This window comes from Chryseobacterium hagamense (assembly GCF_007991455.1).
Lineage (GTDB): Bacteria > Bacteroidota > Bacteroidia > Flavobacteriales > Weeksellaceae > Chryseobacterium > Chryseobacterium hagamense.
In genome coordinates this window covers 24,382-39,991 of sequence record NZ_BJYJ01000034.1, presented here as the reverse complement: position 1 = coordinate 39,991, position 15,610 = coordinate 24,382, and the positions used below count along the sequence as shown (strand labels likewise).

At 40.2% G+C, this 15,610-nt stretch carries 15 protein-coding genes and 2 tRNA genes; 4 read left to right on the top strand and 13 right to left on the bottom strand.

The genetic code is table 11. The annotated features are described in order from the left end of the window. Positions 1–20: 20 nt before the first annotated feature. The 7 genes from CHA01nite_RS18180 to CHA01nite_RS18150 form a co-directional block, all read right to left on the bottom strand. Positions 21–1,181 carry an NUMOD4 domain-containing protein gene (locus tag CHA01nite_RS18180; RefSeq protein ID WP_146944006.1) on the bottom strand — a complete coding sequence of 387 codons (1,161 nt, stop codon included), beginning with the start codon at positions 1,179–1,181 and terminating at the stop codon, positions 21–23. Positions 1,182–1,312: 131 nt separating this feature from the next. Next, a tRNA-Asn gene (locus CHA01nite_RS18175) sits at positions 1,313–1,386 on the bottom strand. A gap of 404 nt (positions 1,387–1,790) precedes the next feature. Further along, positions 1,791–2,045 carry a hypothetical protein gene (locus CHA01nite_RS18170; RefSeq protein ID WP_146944004.1) on the bottom strand — a complete coding sequence of 85 codons (255 nt, stop codon included), beginning with the start codon at positions 2,043–2,045 and terminating at the stop codon, positions 1,791–1,793. Positions 2,046–2,052: 7 nt separating this feature from the next. Then, positions 2,053–4,422 (bottom strand): cysteine peptidase family C39 domain-containing protein, encoded by a 2,370-nt coding sequence (locus CHA01nite_RS18165; protein WP_146944002.1) that lies wholly within the window; start codon positions 4,420–4,422, stop codon positions 2,053–2,055. 313 nt (positions 4,423–4,735) lie between these two features. Further along, positions 4,736–4,809, bottom strand: a tRNA-Asn gene (locus CHA01nite_RS18160). An 80-nt stretch (positions 4,810–4,889) separates the two neighbouring features. Continuing rightward, complete coding sequence (gene rseP / locus CHA01nite_RS18155) at positions 4,890–6,239, bottom strand: RIP metalloprotease RseP (RefSeq protein ID WP_146944000.1); 1,350 nt, start codon at positions 6,237–6,239, stop codon at positions 4,890–4,892. 104 nt (positions 6,240–6,343) lie between these two features. Beyond that, positions 6,344–6,784 carry a DUF6646 family protein gene (locus tag CHA01nite_RS18150; protein ID WP_146943998.1) on the bottom strand — a complete coding sequence of 147 codons (441 nt, stop codon included), beginning with the start codon at positions 6,782–6,784 and terminating at the stop codon, positions 6,344–6,346. A 129-nt stretch (positions 6,785–6,913) separates the two neighbouring features. Between CHA01nite_RS18150 and CHA01nite_RS18145 the strand changes: the two genes are divergently transcribed. Next, a complete protein-coding gene (locus CHA01nite_RS18145) occupies positions 6,914–7,663 on the top strand; it encodes a nitrilase-related carbon-nitrogen hydrolase (RefSeq protein WP_146943996.1) in 750 nt (249 codons plus the stop codon). 56 nt (positions 7,664–7,719) lie between these two features. On the opposite strand, the gene CHA01nite_RS18140 is transcribed toward CHA01nite_RS18145, so the two are convergent. The 6 genes from CHA01nite_RS18140 to CHA01nite_RS18115 all read right to left on the bottom strand — a co-directional run bounded on the left by CHA01nite_RS18140 (position 7,720) and on the right by CHA01nite_RS18115 (position 11,999). Then, positions 7,720–8,019: a thioredoxin family protein gene (locus CHA01nite_RS18140; protein ID WP_146943994.1), complete on the bottom strand. Its 300-nt coding sequence runs from the start codon at positions 8,017–8,019 to the stop codon at positions 7,720–7,722. A 161-nt stretch (positions 8,020–8,180) separates the two neighbouring features. After that, positions 8,181–9,590 (bottom strand): MBL fold metallo-hydrolase, encoded by a 1,410-nt coding sequence (locus CHA01nite_RS18135; RefSeq protein WP_146943992.1) that lies wholly within the window; start codon positions 9,588–9,590, stop codon positions 8,181–8,183. Between the two features lie 101 nt (positions 9,591–9,691). Continuing rightward, positions 9,692–9,883 (bottom strand): hypothetical protein, encoded by a 192-nt coding sequence (locus CHA01nite_RS18130; RefSeq protein WP_146943990.1) that lies wholly within the window; start codon positions 9,881–9,883, stop codon positions 9,692–9,694. Between the two features lie 198 nt (positions 9,884–10,081). After that, positions 10,082–10,729, bottom strand: coding sequence for a hypothetical protein (locus CHA01nite_RS18125; RefSeq protein WP_146943988.1), 648 nt, complete (start codon positions 10,727–10,729; stop codon positions 10,082–10,084). A 12-nt stretch (positions 10,730–10,741) separates the two neighbouring features. Further along, the gene (locus tag CHA01nite_RS18120; protein ID WP_146943987.1) at positions 10,742–11,380 is read right to left on the bottom strand and encodes a hypothetical protein; all 639 of its coding nucleotides are present in this window, start codon (positions 11,378–11,380) and stop codon (positions 10,742–10,744) included. Between the two features lie 10 nt (positions 11,381–11,390). Then, positions 11,391–11,999, bottom strand: coding sequence for a hypothetical protein (locus CHA01nite_RS18115; protein ID WP_146943985.1), 609 nt, complete (start codon positions 11,997–11,999; stop codon positions 11,391–11,393). A gap of 429 nt (positions 12,000–12,428) precedes the next feature. Between CHA01nite_RS18115 and CHA01nite_RS18110 the strand changes: the two genes are divergently transcribed. The 3 genes from CHA01nite_RS18110 to CHA01nite_RS21090 all read left to right on the top strand — a co-directional run bounded on the left by CHA01nite_RS18110 (position 12,429) and on the right by CHA01nite_RS21090 (position 15,518). Next, positions 12,429–13,961 carry a helicase HerA-like domain-containing protein gene (locus tag CHA01nite_RS18110; protein WP_146943983.1) on the top strand — a complete coding sequence of 511 codons (1,533 nt, stop codon included), beginning with the start codon at positions 12,429–12,431 and terminating at the stop codon, positions 13,959–13,961. 129 nt (positions 13,962–14,090) lie between these two features. Further along, positions 14,091–15,314 (top strand): 3'-5' exonuclease, encoded by a 1,224-nt coding sequence (locus CHA01nite_RS18105; RefSeq protein WP_146943981.1) that lies wholly within the window; start codon positions 14,091–14,093, stop codon positions 15,312–15,314. A gap of 9 nt (positions 15,315–15,323) precedes the next feature. After that, positions 15,324–15,518 (top strand): DUF5808 domain-containing protein, encoded by a 195-nt coding sequence (locus CHA01nite_RS21090; protein ID WP_146943979.1) that lies wholly within the window; start codon positions 15,324–15,326, stop codon positions 15,516–15,518. The last annotated feature ends 92 nt before the right edge of the window (positions 15,519–15,610 follow it).

Below are 15,610 nucleotides of genomic sequence, written 5' to 3'. Positions count from 1 at the left end.
AGACTAAAAATTCTACATGATTATTTTTCTTTCAGATCCGAATAAATAGAACGTAGCAAAAGCTTCGACGGATTCATATCCCATGAAGGATCATTTTGATTTATAACAGCTAATGTCCGGTCATTAAGATCGAATTCTTGTACAAAACAGTAATAAAGGACCCTGGAAATGGTTATGTTTTTTATTTTACCATTCACGTAAGGCGCTAGATAAAGGTAATAAGTCCCTGAATTTTTAATCTCTGCCATAATTGACATGATGTGCTCCTTCCGGAATGCTTTTTTATTTGAATTCCATTCTCCTAATCGTTTTACTCTTCCTTTATTGGAAATACGGTACAAGTCTTCAAAGCGGGGTACAGGTTTCCAGTATTCACCGGGAAGATCCTGAAGCGTAAGATTCATGCACGGTGGAGGATTTTTTTTATCGATACGAGGCTTTCCTAATCTTTCCCAGAGACGTTTATTAAAGATTTTTTCTGCAGGGCTCGATTTTGTGATGATAATAAAGTCTTCTTTTTTAGGCGGACTGCTTTGTGCGAACCATCGGAATCCTCCGGCGGTTAATGTTTTCCTTTCAATGGTGTGAAAGATATGAGTGCATTTGATACCAAGTGTCTCTTCTGCTCTGATAATGCTGTCAAAATTGGCAATCCACTCTCCTTTGACTGTATATTGACTTACAGACTCCTGATATTTGAGTTGTGGATCATCTGCTCTTTTGTTTTTTATTGATTTAAATACTTTTTCCCGACATGTAATCTTCTCTAAATTTTTATAGTTTGTATTCAGGCTGTTCCCGTCTTTGTATGAAATAATAAAATTCCTGTCACTTAGATCGAATTTTTCTACAAAATGATAATATACCAATCGGGATATGGACTTGCGGTATCTTTTGTTATCAAGGGTAAGTGAGCAAAATACATTATAAAAAGAACGGTTGGCGTGACGGTTGAAATTTTTGTTAAATATCAATTTCATAATCAGGTCTTCCTGCTCCCTGAAATTACCTTGAAATGATAAAGTGAGGCGTGCCAGGCTTTTGACCCTTCCGTAATTTGAGATTGCATAATTTTCAAATTCGTCAATCAGCTTCCATTTTTCATCAGGTAAGTCTCTTAGAGAAGTGTTGTAAAGGACTTCTCTTACATATTGATCTTCAATTTCAGGTGGTAACATCATATATAAAAAATGTTTTCCGGAACATGGCGTAAGAATATCCGGTTCATTGATATAAAGGTAAAGAATTTTACAAAAAGTATCTGAAAGAAAAATAATGAATAAAAAAGACCTACATTGCTGTAAGTCTTTTGCTCCTCCTGCTGGGCTCGAACCAGCGACCCTCTGATTAACAGTCAGATGCTCTAACCAACTGAGCTAAGGAGGAATTTTCCTCGATTGGAGTGGTGCAAATATAAAAGGAATATTGCGATTACACAAATTTTTATTTTAAAAAGATGGATATTTTTCCTGTGTCCATGGGACGTTAAGGGTTATTTCATTCTTTATCAATTAATTAAATTGCTGAAGAATATTTATTTCAGGGCATAAAAAAAGACCTACATTGCTGTAAGTCTTTTCTGGCTCCTCCTGCTGGGCTCGAACCCATATTTTTTTCATTTTAATATCAGCCATCTCATGTAAAATTCTCTGCCAGGTTTTACAATAAATATATTGTCTTGGATTCCGCAAAACAGAATTTATTCTGATGCGCCATTTATCTGCTTATATTCACAATAGTATCCTTCTCTTTTAAGGATTTTTTGTATGTTTTCCAGACCGTTCATAAAGTTACTCCTCTAGCGGAAAGACCTGCCTTACAAATTTTAAGAGTTCTTCAATGGTGTTAAATTCTTTTTCTACAGGAATCTGCCCAGTAAAATAGTTTACATTCATTTTATCGCCATTTTTCTCTATTCTGAATATTGAATCCAGCTTGAAATTTCCATTTTCTGGAATGCCAACTGTTAATGAATTAATAAGATTATGAAACTGAGTAGCATAACCTAATTCTTCTAGTTTTTTTGAAATCTCTTTATAGTCCATAATTAATTTATTTTACTTTATATTTATTTGCCCCTGCTTTTACCCAAGAATAAACAAAATCATCTAGATTTACAATAGCTTTTACGCCATTTCCTTTACCTATTCCTTCAATAGGCCATGGATCTCTAATGTAAACTTTATTATCAATAATTTTATCTACAATAACAGCGTGCTTTTGACCATTTAATGGATGAATAGATGCTAACCAGCTTCCTTCTTTAGAGATGTCTTTTAAAATATCAGGCATTGCTTCATCTGTATTTCTAAAATAAGAAAGAGCTTCAATATTTTTACTTGTGAAAACGTCCTCTAAAGCTAAGACTATCCCTAAATCTGTTGTTCCTAATTCTTCCGTAGTACCTGCTAGTTTCCTTATTGCTGCTTCTGTCATTTCTATTCCATGATCCTTAGCTAGTTGCCTGATACATGCAGCAGCACAAGACATGCTATGTTCTTGGGCAACCATATTTCTGGAAAGAATTTGAAGATACTTTAAAATTCCTCCCGTCCCGGTACCTAATTTAGGTTTCAGAATTTTGCTCCAGAATGCATTAACCTCTTTGAAATCTCCTTTGAAGATGGGTTTTTCTTTCCATTTAAGAAGATAGCCATCAACTTTCGCTACAATTTCAATCCCTACTTTTTTAAATCCTGCTCTTGCACTGGTAAGAATATTGAAAATACTCTGTACCTTCTTTCCTTTTAATACAACTTCTTCAATTTCCTCTGCTGTCATGGCTAAATCCTCAGCTTTAGCCCCATTTTTAGCGCCTTGTAACAAATCTTCAATGAAGCGGATAAATCCTTTAAATCCCTTGGCACAGGCTTTCCCAAATCTAATAATAAATCTTGAAAGAAATGCCAGCAAATCCGTAATCCCTAATGTGGATACAGAAACAGTTTCTCTTGCCAGAACCTTTAATAAACTTGCTGCTTTCTCTACATAAGTGGCTCCCTTTACCACATTCCCTGCACCTTCTGTAAAGATCAGGAGGAGAATGTTTATCAGTAATTCAAATGCAAAGATACCTACATAAAAAGCTACCGTGTATCGAGAAATATCACCAAAATACTCCTTCATCTTATCAAATATTCCTTCCATATCAGACTGAGAAATACTTCCACTTGCTTTGAAAAGGTCTTTGATACCCTGTAAGAATTTAGGAACATTCTCTGTTATCCAGTCTACTGCATCCTCTGCTTTTTCCATCAAGTCCCTTCTTTCAAGATATTGTTGGTAGGAAAAAGTTGTCGCAGGCTGTAAAAGAAACTCTAAAATATACAATAAGCATTGGATAAGGCTGATAAGCCCACTATGAACACCACAATAAAGGGCGTTGGCCAGCTTAAGGGCTTCTATACCCTGTTTAGCCATTTCACTAATATTATCTGTTGCATTAGCAAGAAAAGACCGGATGTCATTAATAACACCTGTAATTTTATTAATGAGTTTCTTAAAAGCGTCAGGGAGATGTTCTATTGAGGCATCTTTAACTTTGCTTGCAGCCTGCTTCACCAATGTCCATACTTTTGAGAAAGCAACCTCTGCCCCCTGAACAAAAGGATTATCCCCTAACCCCTCAAAGAATTGTGCAGCCTTATTTAAGTTAACCGCTCCTACGATAGGAACTAGAGGAGAATAGTCCTTGGCTTCGGGATTGTAATTCTTTTCTGTGGGTTTTAAGCTTTCTAATTGTTCCGCGCACCATCCAAGAGCATCAGCTGGAATAGAAGAAATATTACCTATAATCTCTTCAAATCTTCTGTCTCCGGTAAAAAACTGATACTCCCTCATTAAGGCATCACGCACCAGAGCAGCATTGATTTTATCTCCCTCATAAGTATATGCCAACTGGGCCAGATAAGCAGCTTCGTCTTCCATGGAAGAAATATTCCTGAAGAATTTTCCACCGACACTGGAGGGCAATGGCTCAGGAAATCTTTTAAAAAGCTGAACAAAATAATCTCCCATCTTGGCAATATAAAAGTCTCCTGCAAAGTTGGATTTGTTCGGATTTGGTTTCTCATAAAACAGGAATAAAGCCTGTTTCTTTCTGGCATTAGCCTGATAGCTTCCATATACCTGGGAACCTGTTTCACAGGGAAGCACTTCTGCGTAATATTCATAACCCTTTTCTCCTTTTTCATTTAATCCTGTAGAAGGAAAAGTGGAAGATATGGGATTATCAGTAAGATAAGAGTATCCAGATGGTGTGTTTCTGTAATCATGAAATGGGCTTCTGTAATCAGGGAAATCATCCTTGTTGATCATTGTGTTGACAAAAGCATTGTTTTGTTTAGATCTTTGATTTAATTCTTCAAAAGAGCGCGTTTTGAACGGTGATAAATCACCAAAGTCGTCATCGAATTCTTCCATAAGCTTTGCGTTTTAGTAATTAATATTTTGTTTAAATGTTTCTAAAAGCAAAGCTAAATCCCGACTGCGCCAAAACTTGACGTGTTTTAATTTTTTTTTGAATTATATAAATTTTTATTTGCTTATCTTACGTTATGTATTAAACTAAATAAAATAACTTACAAAAATTTAGTTTAAAAACGGATCAGGGATCAGTTGGATCAGTAACAAAAGTTGGGAAAAAAAAGATGAAGTCATTAGAAACTCTCAAATATATCATAATGACAGGACTTTAGAGAAAAAAAAAGACCTACATTGCTGTAAGTCTTTTTTGCTCCTCCTGCTGGGCTCGAACCAGCGACCCTCTGATTAACAGTCAGATGCTCTAACCAACTGAGCTAAGGAGGAATGTCCTTTGTTTTAAGTGGTGCAAATATAGGACGAATATTTATACCCTGCAAATATTTTTTTATTAAAAACGAAAAATATTATAATTTTCCGGCAAAGATCTTAAAGATGTCACTTCCGAAAATAACTAACATCAAGCCTAACAGGAAGATAACCCCGATCATCTGTGCATTTTCCAATACTTTCTGAGGAACCGGTTTGCCCACGATCATTTCATACAAAGTGAAAAGAACGTGTCCGCCATCCAGTCCCGGGATCGGAATCAGGTTCAGGAATGCCAGCCATACGGAGAACATGGCCGTAAAGCTCCAGAAGGCCGCCCAGTTGATCGAAATACCACCGTCTGCAGCTCTGTCAACAGGCATGTTTTTCACGATGGCAATAGGTCCGCCGACGTTTTTGTATCCCTGGATTTTCGAGTTGAACATGATTTTAAACTGCTTTACCTGCATGGTTAAAGCTTCGATGGTTCTTTCGAAACCTCTCGGGATTGCTTCTCCGAAAGAATATTTTTTATCCGTTACTACAGAAGCCAGTGCTTTCTGATCTACCCCAACACCCAGTTTACCGTCTTTATCAACGGCTGCATTAAAGGTTTCCTGTTTGCCGTTTCTCAGTACATCGATGGCAATGGTCTTCCCTTTGTTTTCAGATAGTACAGTGCTTACTTCGTCGAAAAAAGGAGTCGGTTTTCCATTTACTGCTACTACTTTGTCCCCTTTGGCCAGGCCTGATGCTTTCGAAGCCGGGCTTGCGAGAGAATCGATGATCATCGGGAATCTCGGGGTAATGTACAGTTTGGCTTCTTTTTGCTTTAAAACTTCTGCCACACCCTCTTTTTCGATCGGGAAAGTAACTTCCTTACCGTTTCTGAGTACGGTGACCTGGTCGCCCAAAAGAATATTGATAGAGGCATTCTCCAGCCTTTCTACAGGTTTGCCGTCGATATTGATGATTTTATCCCCGCTCTGGAACCCCATTTTTTTACCGGCTTCCGTTACGCCGATGCCATTGTTGAATTTCGTAAGATCGGTATACATTTCCCCGTTGAAAAGAGACAGGCAGCTGTAAATGATCCAGGCCAGGAAAAAGTTTACCGTAACCCCTCCCAACATGATGATCAACCGTTGCCAGGCCGGTTTTGCCCGGAATTCCCAGGGTTGTGCAGGCTGCTTCAATTGTTCGGTATCCATGCTTTCATCCACCATTCCGGCGATCTTTACATATCCCCCGAAAGGAAGCCAGCCGATCCCGTATTCGGTTTCACCTACTTTTTTCTTTACCAGAGAGAACCACGGATCGAAGAAAAGATAGAATTTTTCAACTTTGGTCTTGAACCATTTGGCGGGTAAGAAATGCCCGAGTTCGTGAAGAATGACCAGGATAGAAATGCTCAATATAAATTGAAACAGTTTGATTGCTATTTCCATTAATGCTTTGTATGTTTAATTTGCAAAGGTAACAATTCTCAAAACTATGCCAAATAAAAAAGCCTCCCGAAACGGGAAGCTTTGTCATATAAAGCAATGATCTGTTATAAATTAATGGAAACCCCGAGGCTGCCATTGTTGCCGACTTCGGCGAAAACGCCGATTCTCTCGGTAAAGAAGTATCTCGCGCCGATGTGTGCGCCAAGCCCGAAATTCCTTCCCACAACCCCTACATCAACTCCCGGATAGATATCCAGCTTTTCCGGCAGCTGCAGGGCATCTTTCAAATGGAAATTTACCCTTCCGAAAGCGAATACCCGGTTTTCATCATCGTTGTCCTTGTAATTATCGAAATAAACATTCAGTCCGGCACCTACGGAAATCAGGCCGTTCAGACCGTAGTCATAAGTTCCGGTAATTCCTGTTCCGTATCCCCAGGCGCTGAGCCCGGCGTTGATTTTCTGATCCCCTTTCCCGGTCCAGGCCTGGGCATCTGCAGCAGTACCGGCAAAAACCAGCATCAGCATAAAAACCAGTTTCTTCATAAATTTATTTTTAATTGTTATTATCCGGCTAAAGATATGATGTTGTTTAAAAAGCAAGACATCTTCAACAAAAATAAAACCGAAATCATTGGAAAATCGTATTTTTATGGAAGTTTTTTAACAAAGTTTATGAAAATTACAGGACTGAATCTGGATATTGTCTGGAAAAATAAAACGGAAAACTTTCAGCGTATTGAAAAAGAACTACAGCATCAGGAGGCCGATCTCTTTCTGCTTCCGGAAATGTTTTCCACCGGTTTCTGCATGGATGCTCCGGAAGTTTCTGACCGTCACCTGGAGTCGCTGGAATTCCTCAGGAAAATGGCGAAAGAAAAGAATGCCGCATTCTGTGGAAGTGCTCCGGTGGAAGACAACGGCCGTTTTTACAACAGGATGTATTTTGTACATCCGGATTCACAGGTGGACTTTTATAATAAAAGGCATCTGTTTTCTTTTTCGGGGGAAGATCAGGTATACAGTCCGGGAAAAGAACGGGTAGTTGTAGATTACAAAGGCTTCAGGATATTGCTGCAGGTATGCTACGATCTCCGGTTTCCGGTTTTCTCCAGAAACAATGATGATTATGATGCCATTCTGTATGTGGCGAACTGGCCTGAAAAGAGGGTAAGAGCCTGGGAACACCTGCTGAAGGCCCGGGCTATTGAAAACCTGGCTTTTGTTTTTGGGCTGAACCGTATCGGAACTGATGGAAATAGCCTGTTTTATCAGGAAAGCTCCCATTGCTTTTTTGCAGACGGAACAGAGCTATCTGAGAAAAAAAATAATCTCGTTACAGCGAAATTACATTTGGAAGAACTGAAAGAATTCAGGAATCATTTCCGGTTTCTGAACGACCGCGATTCTTTTTCGATTGAATGATAAAGACAAAGGCTGAGGTTGAGATTCGGGAATTTAGTCTCAGCCCCAGCCTTTGTTTAAGTATATTGTTTTAAAAGCTGTGTCAGGGTATTCACATCGTGCACACCGCTTTCTTTCCACAGGATTTCCCCTTTTTTAAAGATCGCCAGGGTAGGAACGCCGCGCACCCCGTACTGGCTGGCCAGCGCCGGATACTGGTCTACATCCACTTTAATGATTCTGGCATTTTCGCCGATATTTTCTTTTACGGTATTCAGTACGGAAGACTGTACTTTGCACGGCTGGCACCAGGTGGCAAAGAAATCAATAAGAACCGGTCTTTCGGAATCGATGATTTCCTGAAATTTTTGTGACATAGGATTGGTTTTTAGTTAAAAGAAACACTTTAGTTCATAAAATTTAAATCACTTAAAATGATCCGGAGGGTACCGGATGCGGTGTCTTAAATATTTTTCTTTATAAACTAAAGTGTATTGAATTTGTTATGTATCGGAATCAGTACAAAAATAATTCCATTTTAAATCACTTTCGACTGGCAGATAAAATCTGAGGTGGGAAGGATGCCGGTTTTTTTGATGGCCCCGAAACCGCCTTCTATTTCCGTAAAATTCCTTATCCCATGTGAATTGAGAATGCTTGCCGCAATCATGCTCCGGTAGCCTCCTGCACAATGAAGGAAAAAATGCTCCTGATCATCGATGGTCTTTACCCAGTCGCTGATCGTGTCTAAAGGTTTATTATAGGCATTGTCAATATGTTCCGCAGCATATTCGGAAATTTTACGCACGTCGATTACCTTGGAATGTTCCGTAAACTGCCGGGTAAATTCTTCGGGAGAAATCCGGTTAACCTCATCTGTTTCTTTACCGCTGCTTTTCCAGGCTTCAAAACCACCTTTCAGATAACCCAGCACATGGTCGAAACCGACACGGCTCAGTCTCGTAATGGCTTCTTCTTCGGTTCCTTCATCTGCAATGAGGAGCAATGGATGTTTTACATCAACAATTAAGGAACCTACCCAGGGCGCAAAATCGCCTTTCAGACCAATGTTGATGGAGTTGGGGATAAATCCTTTGCAGAAATCACCCGGGTTTCTCGTATCTAAAATCAATGCTCCGGTCTCTTCTGCGTAAGCTTCAAAGTCTTCTGCCGCAACCGGCGTCAGTCCTTTATCCATTACCGCATCCAGACTTTCGTAACCGCCCTTGTTTAAGGCTACATTCATCCCGAAATATTTTGGAGGAGCGGTCAGGCCGTCCAGCACTTCACGGATAAAGGATGCTTTATCAGGCTGGTTTAGAGCATAGTTCGTTCTTTTCTGGTTCCCCAGAAGGTCAACGGTCTCTTTCTGCATGTTTTTTCCGCAGGCCGAACCGGCACCATGCGCCGGATATACCGTAATGCTGTCGTCGAGGGGCATAATCTTTGTCTGGAGGCTTTCGTACAGAATACCTGCAAGATCTTCCTGTGTAACACTTCCTGCCTTCTGGGCAAGATCGGGTCTTCCCACATCGCCCAGAAATAAAGTGTCTCCGGTAAAAATAGCAGTTTCAGTACCTTTTTCGTCAATCAGCAGATAAGTCGTGCTTTCCATGGTATGACCCGGTGTGTGAAGCACTTTGATCTTTACCTTTCCGATTTCAAAAATCTGATGGTCTTCCGCAATGATGGCTTCGAATTCAGGCTGGGCGGTCGGCCCGTAGATGATAGGGGCACCCGTTTTTTTACTCAGATCCAGATGTCCTGAGACGAAATCTGCATGAAAATGGGTTTCAAAGATATATTTTAAGGTAACATTGTCTTTCTCCAGCCGTTCCAGATAAGGTTTTACCTCGCGGAGCGGATCGATGATGGCCGCTTCATTTTCGGATACGATGTAGTACGCACCCTGAGCCAGGCATCCCGTGTATATTTGTTCAACTTTCATTCTGTGATTGTATCCGTTTAATGTTTTTATTTGAAATACAAAAATCGGATTTATTTTTTTAATACCATCAAAAATAAAAAATGGATATTGATAGAATAAATCTATAAAGCCGGCTGGTCCGTAGTATAGAAGATTATATATAAAATTTCATTGGCATCTTCGGTAATATTTTTATCTGCTTTAAACTGGATACAGTCGGCTTTTTGCAGTTCGCGCTCCGGATAATCGATCAGGCCGTGATACATTTCATACATGCAGTCTTTCAGCTTTCCGTTCCTGGCAACTCTAATCATTTCATCGAAATATTTTTTAGTATCGGCATGCAACTGCCATTTTTATAAAAAAGATGAGAGCGCTCATAAATTTGAGAAAAACCTTTTCCTGCACAAGGCCCTGTATTGATTAAAAAACGCCTGTAAAGGGAGGTATGGTCATAAAAAAGCAGCAGAATCTCTTGATTCTGCTGCTTTGTATAAATTTGCTTTAGTAAATTAAGGAAGTACCGGTGCGGGTACCGAAGCATTTCCGGTAGTTACCGCATTCATATCATAGCTGATCTGATTGTTGATTGTAGTCAGCATATCCCTTCGGTAGGCACTGATGCTGAGACGGATCTCCGGAACACGATCAAATACACGCGAGTTGTTCGGCGTAAATTTAATCCTCCAGGTTCCGTTTTCTACAAACGCCCGCGTTGAATATTGAGGAATATAGTCGCCCAGGTTATTCGGGCGGGTAATATTTATATTGGAATCGTTATTCTGCCCCCTGATAATAAATCCCCCGATTACCACATAATACCTGCTGGCAGGAATGCCGGTGTCGAAATTTGTTACTCCGCTTGTGCTGATATTGGTAATAAAGTAAACAGTACTGTTGATGGCACTGAAAGCCGAAGTTGCAGGAACATATCTTTTAATAACGTTATCGCTGTTGTCCCTTACCAGAAAGTAGGAACCCGCGGAATTTCCCGTATAGTCACCCGGATTTTCGAAGTAAAGGTTTCCGCTGAGCTTTGTGTTTCCATTTACTTCCAGGGTGTGGGTCGGGGTATTGGTACCGATTCCTACACCATTGATCTGAGCCGTCAGCATCAGGGAAGTACATATAAAAGCTAATATAGATAAAATATTTTTCATGACAATTATGGTTTAGATTCCGCTTGGTGCTGCCGTAGCGGACGCATTGTTAGATCCGTTGAAATTAACATTGATGGTTCCGAGGTCCTTAAAGAATCTTTTTGAATAGATAATGATATCGAAATTGTAGGTATACCGGTCCGTTGTATTTTGGGTGTTGAGCGTAGGATATCCGATGTTCACATGCCAGTTCTGTCCCGATGGGAATACCCTGATCGTGAAATGCCCTCTGTTGGAATTCGTGTCGGGATTGGCCACGGGCGAGTAAATGCCGTTATTTCCGGCTGAAGGAATCGCTTCAAAGTTGGCAATGGTAATAAAATATTTATCCGTAGGGATATTCAGGTTTACATCATTAAGGTCGTCCCTGTAAATGTTGCTGATGGAGTAAGGCTGTACAATCAGCGGCGTGTACAGGGTTTCTATAGATAAAACTTTTCCACCCACCGTAGCAGATGAAGGGTCGGTTCCTAAAATAGTGAAACCTGCTGGATTATTAACGTAAGCCGTCGGATCGATGGTTACGGATTGCCCGACGGCCACGCTTCCGTTTACTTCAAGTTTTTCAACAGGAGATGGTGTGCCGATACCGACTTGAGCTGTGCTTAAAGCAGAAAACAATAGGAAAATAAATAAAATATTCTTTTTCATGGGATTAATTTTAAGGGAGAATCGGAGTACTGTCTGATCCTGTGGTTGTGCCGTTAAGGTTAAAAGGTCCGCGTTCAGGGAAAATCTTTACGTATGTCTTTGGATATACTGCACATACGATGGTCCATACGCCATTCGAAGTGGAAGACAGCTGAGAATAATCCGCATAGATCTGCCATTCGCTATTTACACTTTTTACGCCATAGGATGGGATGGCGATGTTTACTCCATACAGGTCGCGGTCGAAATAGGCGGATAATACCATCAGCGAATAATCGTCCGAATTTATTTTGGTATTGAAATTTTCTACCCAGTCACCGTTCACGTTGCTTAAGGTATAGGTAATAATGCTGGCAATCCCCGGGGAGTTTGCCTGCGAAGGATTAATTTTTTTTACTGTATTGTCGGAAATGCTGTGGTTAAGCAGCAGATAACGGTCTTTTTCTACGGAAGTTACTGCCGGGATCGAACTTGGTGCGGTCAGGATTTTACCGGATTTATAAGTTCCGGCAACATCCAGCTTCACCCGTGGAGTGTTCGTGTTGATCCCTACATTCCCTACTTGGGCAGACGAAAAACTGAAAGCGAGTAATATCGCAGGTAATAATGTTTTTTTCATGTAAGTTTTGTTAGTATTTTAAGTTGCAAATATATTACTTTTTATGAAAAATAGAAACTGTTAATTATGAGCAGTTTATGAGTTTTATTTCACCTAAAATTGATATTAAGTCCACTTTTTTCTATGGATTTTCTTCGCAATTGTACATTATATATGCATTTGAGCGCTTTTTAAAATTTTGTTATTTACAACGGTATAGAATTAATTCGATAACGGGTACCTCAATAAATTAATATTATTTTAATTTTTTCCTGAAAAAAATCATGTTTTCATCCCATTTATTATTATGTGGGAAATAGTATTTCGGCTGTGGGAGACTGTGTGACGGGTTACTTATGGGAAATTGACTAAAATATTAATCCGTTTGAACTGTATTTTTTCTTCCTACTGTTTTATAAAAACTTTATATTTATCATGTAAAAAAATCAAATGGGAGATCAAGCACAATTTATTGAAGAGCTAAATTCAAGATATCATCCGAAAGGAGAATTTATTATATTAGGAAAGGGCATGCTGGACGGGGAAGTGATTCCTGAAGTAAATGTTAGCATCCCTCTCAAGACAATCAATCGTCACGGCCTTATTGCGGGAGCAACGGGAACGGGTAAAACCAAAACCCTGCAGGTTTTTGCCGAGCAGCTTTCCCATCAGGGGATCCCGTCTCTGGTACTGGACATCAAAGGTGACTTTTCGGGAATTGCAGAAGCAGGCACAGAAAATCCGGCCATTCAGGAACGGTACGAAAGAACGCAGCTGCCTTACCATCCCCAGGCTTTTCCGGTAGAGCTGATGACCATCTCCGGGGAAAGAGGTGTGAAGCTGAGGGCTACGGTTACCGAATTCGGCCCGGTGCTTTTAAGTAAAATTTTACAATTGAATGAAACGCAGCAAAGCATCATGTCGATTGTATTTAAATATTGTGACGACAAAGGCCTGCCTTTAATTGATCTGAACGACCTGAAAAAAGTGCTGCAGTACGTCACTGAAAATCCGCAGGGAAAAGCAGAGCTGTCTTCCAATTACGGTTCCATCGCTCCGGCATCCCTGGGAGCCATCCTCCGTGCCATTGTTGCCCTGGAGCAGCAGGGTGCTTCCGGATTCTTCGGGGAACTGAGCTTCGATGTTCATGACCTGCTGCAGACCAGGAACGGTAAAGGGGTAGTAAACATCCTGCGGGTAGCGGATATCCAGAGCAAGCCCCAGCTATTTTCAACTTTTATGCTCTCGCTTTTTGCGGAAATCTATATGACGTTTCCGGAAGAAGGCGACAGCGGAAAGCCTAAGCTGGTTCTATTTATCGATGAAGCCCATCTGATCTTCGACGAGTCTTCCAAAGCACTTGTTTCCCAGATCGAAACAATGGTGAAGCTTATCCGTTCGAAAGGAGTAGGAATTTATTTTATTACCCAGATTCCCGGAGATGTTCCGGAATCCGTTCTTTCACAATTGGGATTGAAAATACAGCACGCATTACGGGGTTTTACGGCAAAGGATAAGAAAGAAATTTCCAAAGCGGTGGAAAATTATCCGACGACTGAGTTTTATAATGCCTCAACGCTTATTCAGAACCTGGGAATCGGGGAAGCATTTGTGACGGCCCTGGATGAAAAAGGCATCCCGACCCCATTGGTACATACTTATCTTATTTCACCCGAATCGCGGATGGATGTGCTGAATGATGCGGAAATCTCAGAACTCACCGGACGTTCACCCTTGGTGGCCAAATATGAAAAGGTTATTGATAATGAATCGGCTTATGAAATCCTGGTCAGAAGAATGGAACAGGCTTCACAGGAAGCAGAAGCCACACGCAGCCGGAAGACAAAGCCCGTAAAAGAAGAGCCGGGAATGTTTGAGCAGATCCTGCAGAGCAAAGCAGGAAAGACTTTCACCAGCACCCTGATGCGGGAAGGAGCAAAAGCGATTTTGGGAATGCTTGGTTTGGGAGGAAGGAGAAGATAAATATTTTTACTATTTTAGCAGGATTGGTCCTTTTTTATAATATGTTGGCATAAGTTGTGTAGCCATATTGGCATTATTTTAGGAATAAAGGCTTGTTATTAATCTAATAGAACATTGTATAAATTTTAAATGTATTCCATAATTGACATAGAAAGTAATGGTGCAGGTTACAGAAAAGAATGCATTATCGATATTGCAGTGTACCGGTACGACGGGCAGAAAATTGTTGACCAGTTCATATCATTGGTAAACCCTGAAAGCGATATTACGCCTTTCGTTCAGAAATTAACGAACATCACCCCGAAAATGGTGAAAACGGCCCCGAAATTTCACGAGATTGCCCGCAGGATCGTTGAAATTACCGCCAATACCACTTTGGTCGGCCACAACATCGATTTCGATTACCGGATGCTGCGTCAGTCTTTTCAAAGGTTAGGGTACGATTTTAAAATCAATACACTGGATACGATTCCTTTAGCCAAAAAGCTGATTCCGGATGAGGTCAGCTATTCCCTGGGAAAGCTGGTAAAATCGCTGGGCATCCCTCTTACCAATCATCATCGGGCGGACGGTGATGCCCGTGCAACATTGGAATTGTTTAAATTGCTTGTTTCAAAGGATACCGAAAACGAAATTATCCAGAAGCAGCATGACGAGAGTAATGCCAAGACGTATATCAACAAAATTAAAGTGCTGACACAGGACCTTCCCAATGAGAAGGGTTTTGTCTATTTCCAGGATGAAGCGGGGAAGATTATCTTTTCAGACTACGTCCAGGATATCAATAAGTTTTCAAAAAAGATTTTTAATTCCAAATCCAAAAGGTGGGAACTGATCCAGCAGGAAGTGGAGCAGATTAACTACGAGCCTACAGGGACCGATATTATTGCCAAACTGATTTTAAATTCAAAAGGAATAAAGAAAAGGGAAGCCCTTCCCTTTGGATTGTATTACAGAAACGGAAAATATCTGGTAGAGAAAAATAAACTGAATAAAACAGAAAAGCCGGTTCTTAAATTCCGGTCTTTTACCCAGGGTTCAAAAGCAGTACAGTTTATCGGGAAGTTTGAAGCATACGAGGATATTGATACCTTCAGAAAGAAAATCGATTTTAAAAAACGGAGCGAGCTCTGGCTGGGATCCGGCAGAAGGCTGGGGGAAAAACTATTCCTGATCATCGAAAACGGGAAAGTTGTGTCTTACGGCTTTTATGAGCTCTTTACCCAGATTCAGACTTTAAGCAAACTTATGAAACTGAAAGTAGACCTGCTTTATCAGTCTTCGGATCTTGTAAATGAACTGCAGCTGGCTTTACTCCGCGGAGATTTTGAAACTTTACCATTGCCGAAATAATTAGCTACCATGAATTTTTCCGATAAAAATCCGTCGTTCTGGAAGTTTGGACTCTTCTATTACAATAAAGAAGACAAAAGAATCTTTCCGCCTAAAAGATACGGTCTGGGATGGACTGTCAATTTTGCGGATCCGCATTCTGTCATTATGTTTTCGATCATAGTTGCAGCTATGTTTTTAATTGGATATTTTTTAAAACATTAAAATAAAATTCTATATAAATCATATTTTAAAGTATTTTATTCTGTTTGAGTTTAAATTTAAGTATAATATTCTGTAGTATTGTTTTTACATGA

Bases quoted from the DNA above. Each gene is read 5' to 3' on its own strand.
- CHA01nite_RS18180 (WP_146944006.1), bottom strand. From the start codon at position 1,181: ATGATGTTACCACCTGAAATTGAAGATCAATATGTAAGAGAAGTCCTT.
- CHA01nite_RS18170 (WP_146944004.1), bottom strand. From the start codon at position 2,045: ATGGACTATAAAGAGATTTCAAAAAAACTAGAAGAATTAGGTTATGCT.
- CHA01nite_RS18165 (WP_146944002.1), bottom strand. From the start codon at position 4,422: ATGGAAGAATTCGATGACGACTTTGGTGATTTATCACCGTTCAAAACG.
- rseP (WP_146944000.1), bottom strand. From the start codon at position 6,239: ATGGAAATAGCAATCAAACTGTTTCAATTTATATTGAGCATTTCTATC.
- CHA01nite_RS18150 (WP_146943998.1), bottom strand. From the start codon at position 6,784: ATGAAGAAACTGGTTTTTATGCTGATGCTGGTTTTTGCCGGTACTGCT.
- CHA01nite_RS18145 (WP_146943996.1), top strand. From the start codon at position 6,914: ATGAAAATTACAGGACTGAATCTGGATATTGTCTGGAAAAATAAAACG.
- CHA01nite_RS18140 (WP_146943994.1), bottom strand. From the start codon at position 8,019: ATGTCACAAAAATTTCAGGAAATCATCGATTCCGAAAGACCGGTTCTT.
- CHA01nite_RS18135 (WP_146943992.1), bottom strand. From the start codon at position 9,590: ATGAAAGTTGAACAAATATACACGGGATGCCTGGCTCAGGGTGCGTAC.
- CHA01nite_RS18130 (WP_146943990.1), bottom strand. From the start codon at position 9,883: ATGATTAGAGTTGCCAGGAACGGAAAGCTGAAAGACTGCATGTATGAA.
- CHA01nite_RS18125 (WP_146943988.1), bottom strand. From the start codon at position 10,729: ATGAAAAATATTTTATCTATATTAGCTTTTATATGTACTTCCCTGATG.
- CHA01nite_RS18120 (WP_146943987.1), bottom strand. From the start codon at position 11,380: ATGAAAAAGAATATTTTATTTATTTTCCTATTGTTTTCTGCTTTAAGC.
- CHA01nite_RS18115 (WP_146943985.1), bottom strand. From the start codon at position 11,999: ATGAAAAAAACATTATTACCTGCGATATTACTCGCTTTCAGTTTTTCG.
- CHA01nite_RS18110 (WP_146943983.1), top strand. From the start codon at position 12,429: ATGGGAGATCAAGCACAATTTATTGAAGAGCTAAATTCAAGATATCAT.
- CHA01nite_RS18105 (WP_146943981.1), top strand. From the start codon at position 14,091: ATGTATTCCATAATTGACATAGAAAGTAATGGTGCAGGTTACAGAAAA.
- CHA01nite_RS21090 (WP_146943979.1), top strand. From the start codon at position 15,324: ATGAATTTTTCCGATAAAAATCCGTCGTTCTGGAAGTTTGGACTCTTC.